16 protein-coding genes and 1 tRNA gene are annotated in these 17,282 nt (G+C 66.7%); 6 read left to right on the top strand and 11 right to left on the bottom strand.

Going from position 1 to position 17,282, the window contains the following annotated elements; all coding sequences use genetic code 11:
- Positions 1–259 precede the first annotated feature (259 nt).
- Positions 260–442, bottom strand: coding sequence for a hypothetical protein (locus BTO20_RS40040; protein ID WP_198344618.1), 183 nt, complete (start codon positions 440–442; stop codon positions 260–262).
- Positions 443–809: 367 nt separating this feature from the next.
- Here BTO20_RS40040 and BTO20_RS36370 point away from each other — a divergent pair, with 367 nt between their 5' ends.
- Complete coding sequence (locus tag BTO20_RS36370; RefSeq protein ID WP_408632221.1) at positions 810–1,277, top strand: SRPBCC family protein; 468 nt, start codon at positions 810–812, stop codon at positions 1,275–1,277.
- Between the two features lie 80 nt (positions 1,278–1,357).
- Here the strand turns inward: BTO20_RS36370 and cwsA are convergent, their stop codons facing one another.
- Complete coding sequence (gene cwsA / locus BTO20_RS36365; protein WP_087081311.1) at positions 1,358–1,768, bottom strand: cell wall synthesis protein CwsA; 411 nt, start codon at positions 1,766–1,768, stop codon at positions 1,358–1,360.
- A 102-nt stretch (positions 1,769–1,870) separates the two neighbouring features.
- On the opposite strand from cwsA, the gene BTO20_RS36360 reads away from it, so the two are divergent.
- Positions 1,871–2,416 (top strand): peptidylprolyl isomerase, encoded by a 546-nt coding sequence (locus tag BTO20_RS36360; protein WP_198344195.1) that lies wholly within the window; start codon positions 1,871–1,873, stop codon positions 2,414–2,416.
- Positions 2,417–2,485: 69 nt separating this feature from the next.
- Here BTO20_RS36360 and BTO20_RS36355 read toward each other — a convergent pair whose 3' ends face one another.
- A complete protein-coding gene (locus BTO20_RS36355) occupies positions 2,486–2,893 on the bottom strand; it encodes a PH domain-containing protein (protein ID WP_087081309.1) in 408 nt (135 codons plus the stop codon).
- A 155-nt stretch (positions 2,894–3,048) separates the two neighbouring features.
- Positions 3,049–3,333: a cell division protein CrgA gene (crgA, locus tag BTO20_RS36350; protein WP_064942868.1), complete on the bottom strand. Its 285-nt coding sequence runs from the start codon at positions 3,331–3,333 to the stop codon at positions 3,049–3,051.
- Between the two features lie 94 nt (positions 3,334–3,427).
- Between crgA and BTO20_RS36345 the strand changes: the two genes are divergently transcribed.
- Together BTO20_RS36345 and BTO20_RS36340 are read left to right on the top strand one after the other, a co-directional pair.
- Positions 3,428–4,177 (top strand): DUF881 domain-containing protein, encoded by a 750-nt coding sequence (locus BTO20_RS36345; RefSeq protein ID WP_087081307.1) that lies wholly within the window; start codon positions 3,428–3,430, stop codon positions 4,175–4,177.
- A 17-nt stretch (positions 4,178–4,194) separates the two neighbouring features.
- Entirely contained in the window at positions 4,195–4,869 is a 675-nt protein-coding gene (locus tag BTO20_RS36340) for an aminodeoxychorismate/anthranilate synthase component II (protein WP_087081305.1), read from the top strand.
- Here BTO20_RS36340 and pknB read toward each other — a convergent pair.
- From pknB to BTO20_RS36305, 7 genes are all read right to left on the bottom strand, one after another.
- Entirely contained in the window at positions 4,847–6,727 is a 1,881-nt protein-coding gene (gene pknB / locus BTO20_RS36335; protein WP_087081303.1) for a Stk1 family PASTA domain-containing Ser/Thr kinase, read from the bottom strand. The two genes, BTO20_RS36340 and pknB, sit on opposite strands and share 23 nt — an antisense overlap.
- On the bottom strand, positions 6,724–7,956 hold the full coding sequence (locus BTO20_RS36330) for a protein kinase domain-containing protein (RefSeq protein ID WP_087081301.1): 1,233 nt from the start codon (positions 7,954–7,956) through the stop codon (positions 6,724–6,726). The genes pknB and BTO20_RS36330 overlap by 4 nt, the downstream gene beginning before the upstream one ends.
- An 82-nt stretch (positions 7,957–8,038) precedes the next feature.
- Positions 8,039–9,517 (bottom strand): D,D-transpeptidase PbpA, encoded by a 1,479-nt coding sequence (pbpA, locus tag BTO20_RS36325; RefSeq protein WP_087081299.1) that lies wholly within the window; start codon positions 9,515–9,517, stop codon positions 8,039–8,041.
- Positions 9,514–10,929, bottom strand: coding sequence for an FtsW/RodA/SpoVE family cell cycle protein (locus BTO20_RS36320; protein WP_087081297.1), 1,416 nt, complete (start codon positions 10,927–10,929; stop codon positions 9,514–9,516). Before BTO20_RS36320 ends, pbpA begins: the two co-directional genes overlap by 4 nt.
- Positions 10,926–12,458 carry a PP2C family protein-serine/threonine phosphatase gene (locus BTO20_RS36315; RefSeq protein WP_087081296.1) on the bottom strand — a complete coding sequence of 511 codons (1,533 nt, stop codon included), beginning with the start codon at positions 12,456–12,458 and terminating at the stop codon, positions 10,926–10,928. Before BTO20_RS36315 ends, BTO20_RS36320 begins: the two co-directional genes overlap by 4 nt.
- A gap of 48 nt (positions 12,459–12,506) precedes the next feature.
- Entirely contained in the window at positions 12,507–12,974 is a 468-nt protein-coding gene (locus tag BTO20_RS36310) for an FHA domain-containing protein FhaB/FipA (protein WP_018602954.1), read from the bottom strand.
- A 130-nt stretch (positions 12,975–13,104) separates the two neighbouring features.
- Positions 13,105–14,622 (bottom strand): DUF3662 and FHA domain-containing protein, encoded by a 1,518-nt coding sequence (locus BTO20_RS36305; RefSeq protein ID WP_087081294.1) that lies wholly within the window; start codon positions 14,620–14,622, stop codon positions 13,105–13,107.
- A 260-nt stretch (positions 14,623–14,882) separates the two neighbouring features.
- On the opposite strand from BTO20_RS36305, the gene BTO20_RS36300 reads away from it, so the two are divergent.
- Positions 14,883–14,965: transfer RNA gene (locus BTO20_RS36300), tRNA-Leu, on the top strand.
- A 153-nt stretch (positions 14,966–15,118) separates the two neighbouring features.
- A complete protein-coding gene (locus BTO20_RS36295; RefSeq protein WP_157680413.1) occupies positions 15,119–17,272 on the top strand; it encodes a KAP family P-loop NTPase fold protein in 2,154 nt (717 codons plus the stop codon).
- The last annotated feature ends 10 nt before the right edge of the window (positions 17,273–17,282 follow it).

Below are 17,282 nucleotides of genomic sequence, written 5' to 3'. Positions count from 1 at the left end.
CAATCAACGACGACGAGCAATTTCGTTCGGTTCGCAGCCGGTGTGGCCTGCGGCGATGGTCTGGATTGTCACGGGAAGACCGCGGTTGCTGACACAACCTTTCATTCGTCAGTCGCGAAATCATTTGCGCTGGAACGTCTTCAGCAACCTCCCAGAAATTGGTGAGGACGTTGCTAGGGTCGGCTCATATGAGCTACAGCCAGAGAATTGTCACAGCCCTGGCCGCGCTTGTGGTGTGCAGCGCGGCCGCGTGCGGGAGTCAGACCACCGAACAGGCGCCGACAAGCACCAGCCCGGCGACATCGTCGTCCAGCGCGAAGCCCGCCGCACCTGCCGCCCCCACCCAACGCACCGCCCCGGCCGCGCCGGGCTCGGCGGTCCCGATGATGCCCAACCCGAACGGGGACGGCTCGATGGTGCCGTGTGAGGGCACGATCTGCACGAATCCGAATCACGGTGCGGGCGACGATCCTGCCGGCAATCGCGGTGCGGTGATGCCGAATCCGAACGGGGACGGCTCGATGGTGCCGTGTGAGGGCACGATCTGCACGAACCCCAATCACGGTGCGGGTGACGATCCTGCGGACAACGGTGGTGCGGTGATGCCGAATCCGAACGGGGACGGGTCTGTGGTGCCGTGTGAGGGGACCATCTGCACGAACCCCAATCACGGTGCGGGTGACGATCCTGCGGACAACGGTGGTGCGGTGATGCCGAATCCGAACGGTGACGGGTCTGTGGTCCCGTGCGAGGGCACGATCTGCACCAACCCCAACCGCGGCGCGGGTGACGACGGCACGGATAATCCGATGGTGCCGCCATTGGAATTCACTGACTCAGTCCACGTCTCGGCCTCGCCGGAAGACGTCTACACCGTTGTCTCCGACGTGACTCGCACCGGCGAGTGGAGTCCGGTGTGCAAGGAATGCTGGTGGGACGAAGGCTCCGGACCGAAAGTCGGCGCCTGGTTCACGGGCCGCAACGTCACACCGGAACGGGAGTGGCAGACCCGCAGCCAGGTGGTAGTGGCCGAACCCGGACGCGAGTTCGCGTGGGAGGTCAACGACGGCTGGGTGCGCTGGGGTTATGCGATGGCCCCCGAGGACGGCGGCACCCGGCTGACCCAGTCCTGGGTGTTCCTGCCGCGGGGCCTTGCCGGCTTCCGGGAGCGCTACGGTGTCGACGCCGACGCTCAGATCGCAGCGCGCAGTGACGCCGCATTGTCCGGTATCCCCGTGACCCTCGCGGCGATCAAGGCGGTTATCGAGCGGGCCTGACCATCGCGAATTCGACGAAACGGTCGTGAAAGCCGCACGCTGACGACCGTTTCGTCGAATTGGGCGAATGGACCTCGCCGCTACGGCTTGGGCGCGACGTCGACGCTCGGGGGCAGCGTGGCGGGTGGCTCGGGCCGCTTGGTGCGACGCACGACGGAGAAGGCCACCGCTCCCCCGGCCAGCACGGCGGCAGCCACCGCGGCGATGAGCCACGGACGACGGCGGTGCTTGGGCTTGGCCGGCGCCACATCGGCGAGCAGGTCGGGCAGAACGTCCGGCAGTGCCTCCAGCTTCTCGGCCACAGCGGCCAGCTGGCGGCGCAACTGGCCGTCCTGGTAACGCCTGCGGGCGCTCGCACCGGCCGCCGCGGCCGCCTGCATGCTCAACCCCGCCACGCCCCGGGAGATGTCCACGGGGCCCACCGCGGTGTACTTCAGGCCGCGGGCCAGTCGTTGGTTGGGAGCCAGCCGGTCATCGGTCGTCGCGGTCATCTCGCACCTTTCTGCCGCCGTGGGAAAGCTGCTCCCCAGACTGCCATCCCGACGGCGTTCGAGTGGGTAACTGGCGGGTGCCGGTTGGCGTCGAGGACCGTAGTGGCAGACTCATGCCCCGTGACGAGTCCTATTCAGACCGCGACGGCGACACTGCACACCAACCGCGGTGACATCAAGATCGCACTGTTCGGAAACCACGCTCCCAAGACCGTGGCCAACTTTGTCGGGTTGGCGCAGGGCACCAAGGACTACAGCACCGAGAACGCCTCGGGTGGCACGTCCGGTCCGTTCTACGACGGGGCCGTTTTCCACCGCGTCATCGACGGCTTCATGATCCAGGGCGGCGACCCGACGGGCACCGGCCGCGGCGGCCCGGGCTACCAGTTCGCCGACGAGTTCCACCCGGAACTGCAGTTCGACAAGCCCTACCTGCTGGCCATGGCCAACGCCGGGCCCGGCACCAACGGCTCCCAGTTCTTCATCACGGTCGGCAAGACGCCGCACCTGAACCGCAGGCACACCATCTTCGGTGAGGTTGTCGATCCGGAGTCGCAGAAGGTGGTCGATGCGATCGCCACCACCGCGACCGATCGCGGCGACCGTCCGACCGAGCCGGTCGTGATCGAGTCGGTCACCGTGTCCTGACCTTTTAACGTCCGCCACACGACGCGACGCCCTCGTACGCGGGGGCGTCGCGTCGTGTGTGGGGGCAGATCAGTAGCCGGCGGCTTTGAGGGCGTCGAGCACGTCGAGAGGGTCGGTTCCCAGGTCCCACCGGGTGAAGACGACGAGCCGGTCATCGACGGTGTCGACCTCGAGCAGTCGGACCTTCCGCCCGATCCGCCGGAACTCCGTGATGCGGATCGACCTGATCTCATTGCGGCGAAGTGTTCGGGTGCGCAACCAGCCACCGATGGCCAAGCCTTCACCGGTGATTGCCAGTTTTGGTCGTGCGCGCAACGAGAAGCTTGCAAACGTGAGCAATCCCACCCCGGCAATGCCGGCCAGAACACGTCCCGGGGAATCTGTGATGACGGTCACAGCCGCTGCAGCCATCATAAGTCCGGCTATGCCGCAAGCTGCGATTCCCAACGTCGGCGGGCTCCACTGCGTTTGCTGCACGGGTTCTTCACACCCTCTTACCGTGGCTAATGAAGTTATCCACAAGTGCTATCCACAATGGGGATGAATCACAACGGTGTGATTGGGCGGCCGCAACGTTGCTGAGTCCGTAACCCTCGGATCGTAAGATGAATTCATTATCAGGTCGGCACAGCTCAGTGCCAGCGCATCGTGAGCAACAGACCGGTGATCATGAAAGCAAACGCGATCGCGTAGTTCCACGGACCGAGGTCGGCCATCCAACGCAGGAACGACGGGGTGTCGATCGGATTGGTGGCAGCGAGCTGGAACACCAGCAGCCAGATCAGACCGAACAACATCAGTCCGATGAACAGGGCCACGAACCAAACGCTGGACGGTCCGGCCTTGACCTTGACCGGTGTCCGGCTCACCGGCTTGATGGTGAAGTCGTTCTTCTTACGGACTTTGGACTTGGGCATGGGTACCTTCACGGACAGTCGGCGTCACACGGTGCGACGATGGAGCAGGATGCTTCACGACACTAACGTAGCTGCACGTCCAGGAGATAAACCGATGGACCGACCGGACCGATCTCGGTGGCGCTTCGGCGTGCCGGTGGTGTGCCTGCTGGCCGGTCTGCTGCTGGCCGCCACCCACGGCGTCTCCGGGGGCGGTGAGATCCGTCGTAGCGACGCTCCCCGCCTCGTCGACCTGGTACGTGAGGCCCAGCAGTCGGTCGAGCGGCTCACCGTGCAACGCGACGCCTTGGCAGGCCAGGTCGACAGCCATCACGGCGGAACGCCCGGTTCACATGCCGCGCTGGCCGCCATCACCGAACGCGCCGACGCGTTGGCCGCCCAAGCCGACGTCACCCCCATGCGCGGTCCCGGGCTGGTGGTGACGCTCAACGATGCTCAGCGCGACGCCCAGGGCCGATTCCCGCGCGACGCCTCGCCCGACGACCTCGTGGTCCATCAGCAGGACATCCAGGCCGTGCTCAACGCGCTGTGGAGTGCAGGTGCAGAAGGTGTCCAGATGCAGGACCAGCGGATCATGCCCGGCTCGGCGCCGCGGTGCGTCGGCAACACACTCCTGCTCAACGGCCGCACCTACAGCCCGCCGTATGTGATCACCGCGATCGGCGATGCCGGCGCCATGCAGGCCGCGCTCGCCGCCGCCCCACTGGTCACGCTGTACAAGCAATACGTGGTGCGCTTCGGCCTGGGCTACACCGAGGAACCCCGGGCCCAGGTCGACCTCGTGGGGCACACCGGGCCGGTGCGGATGCGGTATGCCCAGCCGGCGGGCCCGATCGGCTACTGAGCCGGTAACCTGGGCCGATGCAGGTTCTGGTCGTCGACAATTACGACAGTTTCGTGTTCAACCTGGTCCAGTACCTGGGCCAGCTCGGGGTGCACGCGCAGGTCTGGCGTAACGACGACACGCGGCTGGCCGGCGAGGCCGACATCGCGAAGGCCGCACAGGACTTCGACGGGGTGCTGCTGAGCCCCGGTCCCGGCACGCCGGAACGTGCAGGCGCCTCGATTCCGCTGGTCCGGGCGTGCGCCGAGGCCGGTACTCCCCTGCTGGGCGTGTGCCTGGGGCATCAGGCCATCGGTGTCGCGTTCGGCGGCACCGTCGACCGGGCACCCGAACTGCTGCACGGTAAGACCAGCGTGGTCCACCACGCCGATGCCGGTGTGCTGCAAGGACTTCCGGATCCGTTCACGGCCACCCGGTACCACTCGCTGACGATCCTGCCCGACAGCGTGCCTCCCGAACTCGAGGTGCTCGGGCAGACCGACAGCGGCGTCATCATGGCCGTCCGCCACCGCGAGCTCCCGATCCACGGCGTGCAGTTTCACCCCGAATCGATCCTCACCGAGGGCGGCCACCGGATGCTGGCCAACTGGCTCGGCATCTGTGGATTCCCGCCGGACGAGAACCTCGTGCGTCAGCTCGAGGACGAGGTCGCCCGCGCGGTCGCCGCCGCTACGACGCGAACGCCAGTGTGATCGGGTCCCCGAAGTTCACCGGGGTCCCCGGCGACGGGCTCTGTGTCACCACCGCATTGGTCCGCTGACCGCTGTTGGACACGTCGGGCGCGCGGTTGAGGTTCCCGGTCCAGCCGTATGCGTTACGCAGGTTGGCCTCCACGTCGGTCCAGAATCCCCCGCGCACGTCGGGCATGATGAATTGATTGCCGCGGGACACCCGCATCTGGATCAGGGTGTCCACCGGCACGTTCTGCCCGGCGGCGGGCTCGACACCGATCACCTGGCCCTTGGGCTGCGGACTGTCGACATCGACCGGCACCGTGTTGGGGAAACCGGCGGCGTTGAGGATCTGCTTGCACACTTCTGGGCTCTGGCCGGCGCAGTCGGGCACAAGCTTGCTACCCGGACCCGAACCCACCGCGATGGTGATCTCGTTGGTGATCGCCGCCGTCTGGTTGGCGGGCGGGACCGTCGCGATGACCTTGTCCTTCTGCTCCGGCGTCGATGCGCTGGGCGTCTCCTTGGTCTTCGTGAAGCCGGCCTTTTTGAGCTTGTCCCGGGCCTGCGCCGGGCTCAGACCCGTCACATCCGGCACCAGCGCCTGCTGCGGCCCGGTCGAGACGACGATGGCGACGTCATCGCCCGCGCTCGCCTGTGCGTTGGCCGCCGGATCGGTGTTGATGACCTTTTCGGGCGGAACCGTGTTGTCCGGCTGACGGTCGATGTGGGTCCGGAAGCCGCGGTTCTGCAGCGCAGCCACCGCGTCGTCGGCCGTCTGGCCCGTCACATCCGGCACCTGCACGTCGCGGGGGCGGTCGCCGATCATGTTGATCGCCACCGTCACCACCACCGTGAGCACGGCGAGCACGGCCACCGCGATGAGCCAGCGGCCGATCGAGGCGTTGCGGTCCCGGCCGGCAGCCGTGGGTTGGATCGGTGCGGGCATGTGCTCGGTCGGCGCGCTGAACGACATCGGGCCGGACTGCGTCATCATCGACGTGCGTTCGGCGTCGGTGAGCACCTTGGGCGCGTCCGGCGCCTCACCGCTGTGCACCCGCACCAGGTCGGCACGCATCTCCGCCGCCGACTGGTACCGGTTGTCGGGATTCTTGGCCAGTGCCTTGAGCACCACGGCGTCGAGTTCGGGCGGGATGCCCGGATGCCGCGTCGACGGCGGCACCGGATCCTCGCGGACGTGCTGATAGGCCACCGCGACAGGTGAATCACCGATGAAAGGTGGCTCCCCCGTGAGGATTTCGTACAACACGCAACCGAGCGAGTACACGTCGGAGCGCGCGTCGACCGACTCGCCGCGCGCCTGCTCGGGCGACAGGTACTGGGCGGTGCCGATGACCGCGGCGGTCTGCGTGACGCTGTTGACGTCGGCCAACGCGCGGGCGATGCCGAAGTCCATCACCTTCACAGCGTTGTTCTTGCTGATCATGATGTTGGCCGGCTTGACGTCGCGGTGGATGATGCCGTGCTGGTGGCTGAAGTTCAGCGCCTGGCAGGCATCGGCGATGATCTCGATGGCGCGCCGCGGCGGGATCGGCCCGTCGTTGTGGACGATGTCGCGCAGTGTGACGCCGTCGACGTACTCCATCACGATGTAGGGCAGCGGCCCGTTGGGCGTCTCGGCCTCACCGGTGTCGTAGACCGCGACGATGGCCGGATGGTTCAGCGCCGCGGCGTTCTGTGCCTCGCGGCGGAAACGCAGGTAGAAGCTGGGGTCGCGCGCCAGGTCCGCGCGCAGCACCTTGACCGCGACGTCACGGTGCAGGCGCTGGTCGCGGGCCAGATGGACTTCGGACATGCCGCCGAAGCCGAGGATCTCACCGAGTTCGTATCGGTCGGAAAGGTGCTGAGGGGTCGTCATTGCAGTATCTGTTCCGGGGCAGCAGATTGCTGCGGCACGATCGCCGGCAGCGCTGCGGGCGACTGGAAGGGCGTCGTCTGCGTCACCGTGTTGGTGACCGTGGGCGGCGGCGACTGTTGTTCTTTGCGGTCCTGTGCGTTGAGCACGATGAGGATCGCGATCACGATCGCCAGCGCACCGAGCACGCCGGCAGCCCACAGCAGGGCCCGCTGGCCGGACGAGAACGTCCGCCGCGCCGGCGCCGGTCGATGGGTGCCGGTGTTGGTACGAGGTCGCGCAGCGGTCGCCGGGGCCCGCCCGGTCATATCCGCCGCGGCGCGGGCCTGTGCAGCCGACGGCACGGCAGCAGGTGCGGCGCGGCCCAGCGTCGGGGCCTGGTTGGGCCGGGGTGGGCGCCGGCCGGAGCGCACGGCGGCGACGGCGTCGGCGAACGGGCCGCCGGACTTGTAACGCATGCCCGGGTTCTTCACCAGCGTGATCTCGATCAGCTCGCGCACGTTGGGCGGCAGATCGGCGGGCAGCGGCGGCGGCGTCTCCTTGATGTGCTTCATCGCCACCGTCAGGGCACCGTCACCGGTGAACGGGCGCTTGCCCGACACCGACTCGTAGCCGACGACACCGAGTGAGTACACGTCGCTGGCGGCCGTGGCGTCGTGCCCCAACGCCTGCTCGGGGGCGATGTACTGGGCGGTGCCCATCACCATGCCGGTCTGCGTGACGGGTGCGGCGTCGACCGCCTTGGCGATACCGAAGTCGGTGAGCTTCACCTGTCCGGTCGGGGTGATCAGGATGTTGCCCGGTTTGACGTCGCGGTGGACCAGGCCCGCGGTGTGGGCGACCTGCAGCGCACGCCCGGTCTGCTCGAGCATGTCCAGGGCGTGCCGCAACGACAGTCGGCCGGTGCGTTTGAGCACGGAGTTCAGTGGTTCGCCGTTGATGAGTTCCATCACCAGATACGCGGTGCGGCCCTCGCCGTCCAGCTCTGTCTCGCCGTAGTCGTACACGCTGGCGATGCCGGGGTGGTTCAGCATGGCCACGGTGCGAGCCTCGGCGCGGAAGCGTTCGACGAACTCCGCATCCGTCGAGAACTCGGCCTTGAGCACTTTGACCGCGACCCGGCGTCCCAGCCTGGAGTCGACGGCCTCCCACACCTGGCCCATACCGCCGGTGGCGATGAGCCGCTGCAGCCGGTACCGGCCCGACAGCGTGACGCCGACCCGCGGGCTCATGCGTGCACCTCCCAGACTCGGTTGACGCATGCCGAACCGATGATCCGCTCGCGCGAACTCACGATCCGCCCGCAAGCGTCACTCATGATCCCTCCCGCAGGGCCGCCGCAATGGTGGCACGTCCGATCGGGGCGGCCAGTGCGCCGCCGGTGGCCGACAACCGGTCCCCGCCATCCTCGACCAGCACCGCGACCGCGACCTTGGGGTCCGTGGCCGGTGCAAAGGCGATGTACCAGGCATGCGGCGGAGTGTTACGGGGGTCAGTCCCGTGCTCTGCCGTACCGGTCTTCGAAGCGATCTGCACGCCGGCGATGGCTCCCTTCTGCTGCGTCACCTGCTCGGCGCCGACCATCAAGTTCGTAAGTGTAGCGGCGACCTGCGGTGACACCGCCCGGCGCTCTTGGGCGGGGGCAGTGGTGCTGATGGTGGCCAGGTCGGGTCCCTTCAGGCTATCCACCAGGTAGGGGCGCATGGCGACACCGCCGTTGGCGATGGTCGCGGCCACCACAGCGTTCTGCAGCGGGGTCAGTGCCACGTCGCGCTGCCCGATGCTGGACATGCCCAGTGCCGCGCCGTCGTCGATGGGTCCGACGGTGGATTCGGCGACCTGCAGCGGGATGGCCGGCGGTGAGGTGTCCAGGCCGAACGCCTGCGCGGTGCTCTTGAGTTTGTCGGTGCCGGTGTCGATGCCCAGCTGCACGAACGCGGTGTTGCAGGACTTGGCGAACGCCTCGCGCAGCGACACCGTCGCGCCGGGACCGCATTGGGCGCCGCCGAAGTTCTCCAGCGTCGCGGTGCTGTCCGGCAGGTTGGTGCGCGCTGCCGAGGTCAGCTGGGTGTCCGGGGTGGCACCGGCCTGCAGGGCCGCCGCGGTGGTGATGACCTTGAACGTGGAGCCCGGCGGATAGGTTTCGGAGATGGCCCGGTTGAGCAGCGGTGAGGCCGGGTCGTCGCGCAGCTTCTCCCAGGCCGCGGCTTGCGCGTTCAGGTCGTGCGACGCCAGCAGGTTGGGGTCGTAGGACGGCGACGACACCATGGCCAGGATCTTGCCGGTAGAGGGCTCCAGCGCCACGACAGAGCCCTTGCACGGGCCGTTGTCGCAGCCGTTCTGCATGGCGTCCCAGGCCGCCTGCTGGACCTGCGGCTTGATGGTCGTGTCGACGTTGCCGCCGCGCGGGTTGCGGCCGGTGAAGAAGTCGGCGAGTCGGCGGCCGAAGAGGCGCTCGTCGGAACCGTTGAGGATGGTGTCCTCGGCGCGCTCCAGCCCGGTGCTCGAGTAGCCCAGCGAGTAGAAACCGGTGACCGGCGCGTAGACCAGCGGGTTGGGGTACACCCGCAGGAAGCGGAACCGGTTGTCGGTGGACACCGAGTAAGCCAGCAGCTGTCCCCCGGCGGTGATCTGCCCGCGCTGGCGCGAGTACTCGTCGAGCAGCACACGCTGGTTGCGGGGATCGGCGCGCAGCCCGTCGGCCGTGAAGACCTGGGTCAGGGTGGCGTTGGCCAACAACAGCACGATCAGCACCATGATCGTGACGGCAACACGGCGCAGCGAGGTGTTCATACCTTCTCGATCACCTCGGTTTTGGCCGCGGCGATCGGGGTGGCGTTGGGCTGCCGGGTGGTGGTGATCGGCCGTCGGGCGCCGTGCGAGATGCGCACGAGGATGGCCAGCAGCACATAGTTGGCCAACAGCGACGAGCCGCCGTAGGACATCCACGGCGTGGTCAGGCCGCTCTCGGGAATGAGCTTGGTGACGCCGCCGACGACGATGAACAACTGGATCGCCAGCGTCGAGGACAACCCACCTGCGAGCAACTTGCCGAAGCTGTCGCGCACGGCGATGGCCGTGCGCATGCCGCGGATGATCAGGATCGTGTAGAGCATCAGCACGCCGGCGAGCCCCACCAGGCCGAGCTCCTCACCGATCGCGGAGATGATGAAGTCGGTCGAGGCCTCCGGAACCGTGCCGGGCTGACCGTTGCCGAGTCCGGTGCCGAAGATGCCACCGGTGGCGAAGCTGAACAGCGACTGCACCATTTGGTAGCCGGCGCCGTCGGGATCGGCGAACGGATCCCACCAGTTCTGCACGCGCACTCGCACGTGGCCGAAAATGTGATACGCCACAACGCTTCCCGCGGCGAACAGGGCGAGCCCGATCACCACCCAGCTGAGGCGTTCGGTGGCGATGTAGAGCAGCGCCAGGAACGACGCATACAGCAGAAGCGAAGCGCCCAAGTCCTTTTCGAAGACCATCACGCCGACCGAGGCGATCCAGGCCAGCAACAGCGGGGCCAGGTCGCGCGGCCGGGGGAGATCCATGCCGAGGACGTGCTTGCCTGCGCTGGTGAACAATTCGCGCTTGGCCACCAGCACGGCGGCGAAGAATATGAGCAGCAGGATCTTGGAGAACTCGGCCGGCTGAATCGAGAAGCCGGGGAACTGAATCCAGATCTTGGCGCCGTACTGCTCGGAGTACTTGGCCGGCAGGATCGCCGGAATCACCAGCAGCACAAGGCCTGTCAGGCCGCAGACGTAGCCGTAGCGGGCCAGCATGCGGTGATCGTGCAGAAAGATGACCACCACGGCGAAAACCGCGACTCCCACCAGAGTCCACAACATCTGCTGGTTGGCGGTGCCGCCCAGACCGCCCGAGCTCGCGGTGCCTTCGGCGAGATCCAGCCGGTGGATCATCACCAGGCCCAGTCCGTTGAGAAGTGCGACCACCGGCAGCAGCAGCGGGTCAGCGTAGGGCGCGAAGCGGCGCACCGCCAGATGGGCGACGCCGAAGAGGGCGAGGTATCCGACCGTGTAGCGCAGCAGGTCCCAGGTGATGCCCTGTTCCTGATTGGCCTCGACGATCAGCAGCGCGACAGTGGTGATCAGTGCCGCGAACCCCAGCAGAAACAGTTCCGCGTTGCGCCGGTTGGGTAGTGCCGGCGTCACGGTAACCGGTGACTGGGGTTGGGTGGTCATGACACCGCCCGGCAGTCCGTCCCCGGTACCTGCGACGGGGGAGGTAGCGCTGTCGCGGTGGGCGTTGATGGCGGCGCGGGCTCCGGGGACACCGATTCGCCCGGTGGGCGCGCAGCGGGCTCTGACGCCTCGGTAGAGGGCGCAGGAGCCGGCGGGGCCGTTGTGGTCGTGGGCGCGGGCGGCGGGGTCGACGACGGGGCCGGGCCGGGCGTGGTGGTCGGTGCAGGCGGCGGCGCACTCGTCGTGGTCGGCGAGGTGCGCGTGACGCACACCGGCAGCACCGAGCTGCGCGCCAGCTCATGGATCTGGGCGATGGCCTCGTCCTGCGTGCCGCCCGGCAGACCGGCGATCACCTGGGCCCGCTCGGAGGGGCGCATGTCGCTGACCGCCATCAGCCGGCACCCGAGATTGTTGCGGTTGTCGTCGGCGCCGATCAGGGACAGTTCATTGCGGGCGTTCAGGCAGCCCAGCCCGTACGGCTCCTGCAGCGAGACTCCGAGAAACGAGCCCTGGATACCACGCATGATTGCCACGATGCCGTCGTGCTCGCCGACGTAGTAATTGCTACGGATGATCTGACGGCCGATGGCCAGGCCCGCGAGCACCACCAGGACCAGCACGACCGCAGCGATCACGTAGCGGCGCCGGGAGCGGGGCTTGCGGGCCGGTTCAGCCGGTTGGGGTACCACCTTTTTCGGCTCGTTGCGGCGCGGATTGAAGGCCGAGGCCCGGCCCGCCGCGGTGTTGGGCGGGATCGTGTCGTCGTCGACGCCCGAAACCGCACCGGCCAGGATCGGCTGGGTCTGCCCGTAGTCGTAATCGACGACGTCGGCGACCACCACCGTCACGTTGTCGGGACCGCCGCCGCGCAACGCCAATTCGATCAGCCGGTCGGCGCTGTCGGTGACGTCTTCGATCTGCAGCGCCTCGTGGATGGTCTCCTGGCTGACCGGGTCGGAGAGCCCGTCGGAGCACAGCAGGTAGCGGTCACCGGCCTTGGCTTCGCGCATCGTCAGCGTCGGCTCGACCTCGTGGCCGGTCAGCGCCCGCATGATCAGCGAACGTTGCGGGTGGCTGTGCGCTTCTTCGGCGGTGATGCGGCCCTCGTCGACCAGCGTCTGGACGAACGTGTCGTCCTTGGTGATCTGGGTGAGCTCACCGTCGCGCATGAGGTACCCGCGTGAGTCACCGATGTGCACGAGGCCGAGTCGGCTGCCTGCGAACAGGATCGCGGTCAGCGTCGTACCCATGCCCTCGAGCTCGGGATCGGCCTCCACGTGCGCGGCGATGGCCGAGTTACCTTCGGCGACCGCCGAATTCAGCTTGCCGAGCAGGTCGCCACCGGGCTCGTCGTCATCGAGGTGGGCCAACGCGGCGATGACGAGCTGGGAGGCCACCTCGCCGGCAGCGTGTCCGCCCATGCCGTCGGCCAGCGCGAGCAGGCGCGCGCCCGCATACACCGAGTCCTCGTTGTTGGCGCGGACCAGACCGCGGTCACTGCGCGCGGCATATCGAAGCACGAGGGTCATTTCGCTCCTCGCGTGCGCGGGGTCATTTCGCTCCTCGCGTGCGCGCCGTCACGGTCGAAGCTCGATTACCGTCTTACCGATTCGCACCGGCGTGCCAATGGGAACCCTTACCGCTGTTGTCACCTTCGCCCTGTCAAGGTATGTGCCGTTGGTCGATCCTAGGTCCTCCACGTACCACTCCGAACCGCGTGGTGACAGTCGGGCGTGGCGCGTCGAGGCGTAATCATCTGTGAGCACCAGTGTCGAGTCGTCGGCACGGCCGATCAGCACCGGCTGAGAACTCAGCGTGATGCGGGTCCCGGCGAGTGCGCCTTCGGTGACGACCATCTGCCTGGCGATGTGCCTGCGCTGGCGGCTGGGCAGCAGCGAGCCGCGCAAGGCCAGCCCCCGACGCACCATGACCGCACCGGTCGGCGCATAGATGTCGGTGCGCAGGATCCGCAACACCGACCAGATGAAGAGCCACAGCAGCAACAGGAACCCGACGCGCGTCAGCTGCAGCACTAACCCCTGCATCTGACATCCTCTCCGTACCCGTCCCAATGACGTCGTTCCGTGCCCTGCGGCAACGTCACGATACTTGGGCGGCGACTGGCATGAGGGTGAAGCGGGTTGCTAGCCACCCCGGTGTGTCCGGTCCGAGACCTCAGTGCACGCGCACGATGATCTCGGAATGGCCCAGCCGGATGACGTCGCCGTCGGCCAACTGCCATTCCTGCACCGGGGCGTTGTTCACAGTGGTGCCGTTGGTGGAGTTCAGGTCCGCGAGCAGGGCCACCTGACCGTCCCACCGGATCTCGAGGTGACGACGCGACACCCCGGTGTCCGGCAGCCGGAACTGGGCGTCCTGGCCACGGCCGATCACGTTGGCGCCTTCACGCAGCTGGTAGGTCCGGCCGCTGCCGTCGTCGAGCTGCAGGGTGACGGTCGCACCGCCGGCGTGGTAGTCCGCGCCCCCGTATCCGCCCTGACCGGCGTCCTGGCCGTAGTCGTAGTCACGGCCGCCCTGGTCGCCGTAGCCGCCGTAACCACCCTGGTCGCCGTAGCCCTGGTCCTGGTAGCCGCCCTGCTGCTGGTCGCCGTAGCCACGGCCGTAGTCCTGCTGGCCGTAATCCTGCTGCGGTTGGCCGTAGCCGCCGCGCTGGTCGCCGTAGCCGCCGCCGTAGCCACCTTGGTCGCCGTAGCCACCCTGGCGAGGATCCGGCCCCGGACGGCCGCCGCCGCCCGGCTGCTGACGTCCGTAGTCATAGTCGGCGCTGGGCCCCGGGCCCGCCGGGCCGCCGTAGCCGCCACCCTGAGGAGGGCCGTATCCGCCGGGCTGCTGGCCGTAGCCGCCGCCGCGCTGGTCGTAGTTCTGGCCGCCGCCGTAGCCGCCACCGCCGCGCTGGTCGTCCTGCGGGGGATAACCGCCGCCACGCTGGTCCGGGTAGCCACCCTGATCGGGGTAGCCGCCGCGGTCACCGTAGCCACCCTGATCGGGGTAGCCGCCCTGGTCGGGATAACCACCGCCGCGGGGTGGGTAGCCGCCGCCCTGCTGGTCCTGCTGGGGATAGCCGCCGCGCTGGTCGTCCTGCGGGGGGTACCCGCCGCCGCGCTGGTCGTCTTGAGGGGGATAGCCGCCGCCGCGCTGGTCGTCCTGCTGGCGTCCGTACCGGTCATCGAAGTAGTCGTCGCCAGGCCGACCTTGTCCCTGGCCGCCGCGGTAGCTCGGATTGTCGGTCATAGATGGTTCTCCTGATTCTGCGGTGAACGCCTGGTCGCGATGTACTCGTGCGGATTCGCCGACGGTGGAATCGGGGTTGACCGCGCCGTGTGCGCGGAACTGTCCGGTGTGCAAGTGCGGTGATTGCTCGAATCTGACGACCACATCACCATACGTTTGCCACCCCTGATCATGGATAAATCCCCCCAGATGTTTGGCGAATGCGGATGCGGTCAGGTCAGTATCGGCGCTTACCTTCTGATAGTCAGTGTCACTGAGGGTAATTACGTAGTCGTTCGGTGCCAAAACTTGGCCGCCGCCCACGGTGCGGGCACCGGCCTGCGCCTCGCGGCGCAACATCGACTCCACTTCCTGTGGAACGATCGAGCCGCCGAAGACCCGCGCGAATGCGTCACCCACGGTTGACTCGAGCTTGCGTTCGATGCGGTCGACAAGACCCATATCACCGCCCGCCTTCGCTCGTTGTCGTTCGTGGTGCGCACCGGCAACCGAAGCCACCGCGTGTCGCTCTGGCCACACTGCTCACATGAATGGTATCGGCCCTGCGCCATCGTGCGGGACCAACAGAACTCTGAGAATCAGATCGCAGCAGGTCAGTGACCTGATCTTGATGACGCGAAACATTTCCCGCGCTGGTCGGGGCCGTGAACGTCGCGGTTTGGGAACCGCGCGACGGCAGTGATACGCTGCCCCGGTCGCTCGGGCGAGTGGCGGAATGGCAGACGCGCTGGCTTCAGGTGCCAGTGTCCTTCGGGACGTGGGGGTTCAAGTCCCCCTTCGCCCACAAAATTGCGGTTCGCACGAACCGCATGGCGCTCAGGCCACGAACTCATCGGGTTCGTGGCCTTTGTGTTTGGTGGGTATCCCCCGTTCAACGGGCACCTCCACGCGTGTCGAACCCCGCCGGTCAGCCCCGTTGCTCTGCGATGATCGGGCGGTGACGGCGAGTCAGATTGCTGTGAACAGGGATGCCGCGATCACTGACGCAAGTGGGGACCGGCTGGGCCGCAAGGAATTTGCGAAGCATGTTGCCGGTCGGATCGCTGCGGCCGGCGATGGCTCGAGCGTGGTCTTCGGGTTGGCGGGGGCGTGGGGAAGTGGCAAATCCTCAGTTCTGAACATGGTGAACGAAGCGCTCGACGGCGCAAAGACAAGCGATGCCGACGATGCGGTGGTCTGGAAGGTCATCCAGTTCACGCCCTGGGCCGCTGATGACATCACCTCCCTCACGGCCGAGTTCTATGCGGCGATCGCCGCTGCGATGCCGTCGAACCCCGTCGGCAGACGTGCGCGGGCACTTCTGACCCTGGCTCCGATCGGAGTCGCGGTAGGCAAGGCCGCCGCCAAGTCGCTGGCCGAGAAATATCTGGGAAAAGGCGCGGTCGACGATATGGCCGACGCGGCTGTCGATGAAATCGCCGACAAGCTGGACAAATTCAAGGTCGAGCAGGACCCGTTCGTCCTGAGGTTCAAGCACATATCCGAAGCCATCTCCCGGGCGCGCCAGAACATCCTGGTGATTGTCGACGACGTCGACCGTCTGCATTCGGACGAGTTGCTCACGGTGATGAAGGCCGTCCGGCTACTGGGGCGGTTCGACGGCGTGCACTACTTGCTCTCTTTCGATGAGGAGACACTGCTGGGTGTTCTGTCTACGTCGTCGCTTGCCAACGGAAACCGAGTTCGCGCCCGGCAATATGTGGAGAAAATCGTCCAGTACCCATTTGTGTTACCTCCCCTGCAGAACGCATATTTTGAGAGCCAAATGAGGGAAGCGCTGGGTGAAGTCGCCGATATGTATCGGATCGATCCGCATCAGAAAGATGCCGCCATCACGGACATCATCGATTCATTGCCCGACGAAGATGTCGACACCTTGACCATCCGGGCCATCAAGCGGCTGGCCACTCAAACCGACATCTTGCTGACCCTGGCCGGCCAGGGGGAGTTGGACTTCAGAGACGCCGCGCTGGTCACCTATCTGCGCACGTGCTACCCGCAGGTTTACACGAAGCTGTCCCAGTGGCGTGACGACCTTCTCGGATCTGCCCAGCAGGGTGACCCGGTGACGCCCGAGAAATGGCACGAACGCATCTCGGGTGCGTTGGCCGACCGCAACCAGAATTGGCCGGAGGACCCCGAGAAGTCGGCGCGCATCTATGCGTTCCTGAAAAAGCTGTTCCCGCAGTTGAGCGGCGACGAGAACGACAACTTCGCCCCGCGGATCTGCGACAGCGACTATTTCGATCGGTATCTGGTATTCGGAATTCCTGTGAAGGACATTCCCGACAGCGGAGTTGCGGACGAGTTCGGGCTACTACTGCGCGGTGGTGAACCGAAACCACCGTCGCTAATTGTCGATAACATCGGCAGCGGGCTGATCTTGAGGAAGATCCGGCGACGACTGGGCATGGCCGCCCAAGCTGAGAGCGCCCATGCAGAACACGCGGCCCATTTCCTCGCAAACCGCATACCCCGCACAAACCTCATCACCGACGGGTGGAGTCCCGTTATGTACGCGCTACTGGCCCGCGCCTCCCACGGGGACCGGCCCGGTTCGACGGCGCTCGAGCGGTTCGTCCACGTTTTCGGACGGCCATACACTGCCGACATCCTGGCCTACCCCATCTCGGTTGCAGGGATCGACGATGGCGCGATCAACGCGACGAGTAACGCGTTTCGCGACGAGGTCCTGGACATTTGTCGACGCGACTTGGAGTCCGACGTCCTCGCTGCAGACCCGCAGGCGGAGACGATTCTCGACTTCACCAACTACCTCGACGACGGGCTGTGGCAGGCGCTGCGCGAATGTGCCGAGCGAATGCTGAGTGGCGGGCGCGTCGCGCCATACCAACTTGCCGGCCGGTTCATCAGGGTAGTCGTCCCCGAGCCCGGCAAGATATCACTGCACAAGCCGACGGGCAGCTTCTATCTCTTCAAAAAACTTGTGGCCGAGAATGATTGGCGAGTCGATGACATTCCGGCATCAGCATTGACCGATCCCGTTCCGGACGACAATTCGCTCGCGAACAGAATTCGGATCGCTGCGCACAGGATGAAGAACCCGCCCAAACTCATACTGAGGCGTTAATGGCCGCCTC

It is taken from the genome of Mycobacterium dioxanotrophicus (assembly GCF_002157835.1).
Lineage (GTDB): Bacteria > Actinomycetota > Actinomycetes > Mycobacteriales > Mycobacteriaceae > Mycobacterium > Mycobacterium dioxanotrophicus.
Note: the sequence above shows the minus strand (reverse complement) of the source record. Positions and strands in the feature narration are given on the sequence as shown.

What these genes read in the sequence shown, in the direction of transcription:
- BTO20_RS36305 (WP_087081294.1), bottom strand. Translation starts at nt 14,622, where the DNA reads ATGGGTCTTGTCGACCGCATCGAACGCAAGCTCGAGTCAACCGTGGGT.
- pbpA (WP_087081299.1), bottom strand. Translation starts at nt 9,517, where the DNA reads ATGAACACCTCGCTGCGCCGTGTTGCCGTCACGATCATGGTGCTGATC.
- BTO20_RS36330 (WP_087081301.1), bottom strand. Translation starts at nt 7,956, where the DNA reads ATGAGCCCGCGGGTCGGCGTCACGCTGTCGGGCCGGTACCGGCTGCAG.
- BTO20_RS36315 (WP_087081296.1), bottom strand. Translation starts at nt 12,458, where the DNA reads ATGACCCTCGTGCTTCGATATGCCGCGCGCAGTGACCGCGGTCTGGTC.
- cwsA (WP_087081311.1), bottom strand. Translation starts at nt 1,768, where the DNA reads ATGACCGCGACGACCGATGACCGGCTGGCTCCCAACCAACGACTGGCC.
- BTO20_RS36345 (WP_087081307.1), top strand. Translation starts at nt 3,428, where the DNA reads ATGGACCGACCGGACCGATCTCGGTGGCGCTTCGGCGTGCCGGTGGTG.
- crgA (WP_064942868.1), bottom strand. Translation starts at nt 3,333, where the DNA reads ATGCCCAAGTCCAAAGTCCGTAAGAAGAACGACTTCACCATCAAGCCG.
- pknB (WP_087081303.1), bottom strand. Translation starts at nt 6,727, where the DNA reads ATGACGACCCCTCAGCACCTTTCCGACCGATACGAACTCGGTGAGATC.
- BTO20_RS36320 (WP_087081297.1), bottom strand. Translation starts at nt 10,929, where the DNA reads ATGACCACCCAACCCCAGTCACCGGTTACCGTGACGCCGGCACTACCC.
- BTO20_RS36370 (WP_408632221.1), top strand. Translation starts at nt 810, where the DNA reads ATGGTGCCGCCATTGGAATTCACTGACTCAGTCCACGTCTCGGCCTCG.
- BTO20_RS36310 (WP_018602954.1), bottom strand. Translation starts at nt 12,974, where the DNA reads ATGCAGGGGTTAGTGCTGCAGCTGACGCGCGTCGGGTTCCTGTTGCTG.
- BTO20_RS36340 (WP_087081305.1), top strand. Translation starts at nt 4,195, where the DNA reads ATGCAGGTTCTGGTCGTCGACAATTACGACAGTTTCGTGTTCAACCTG.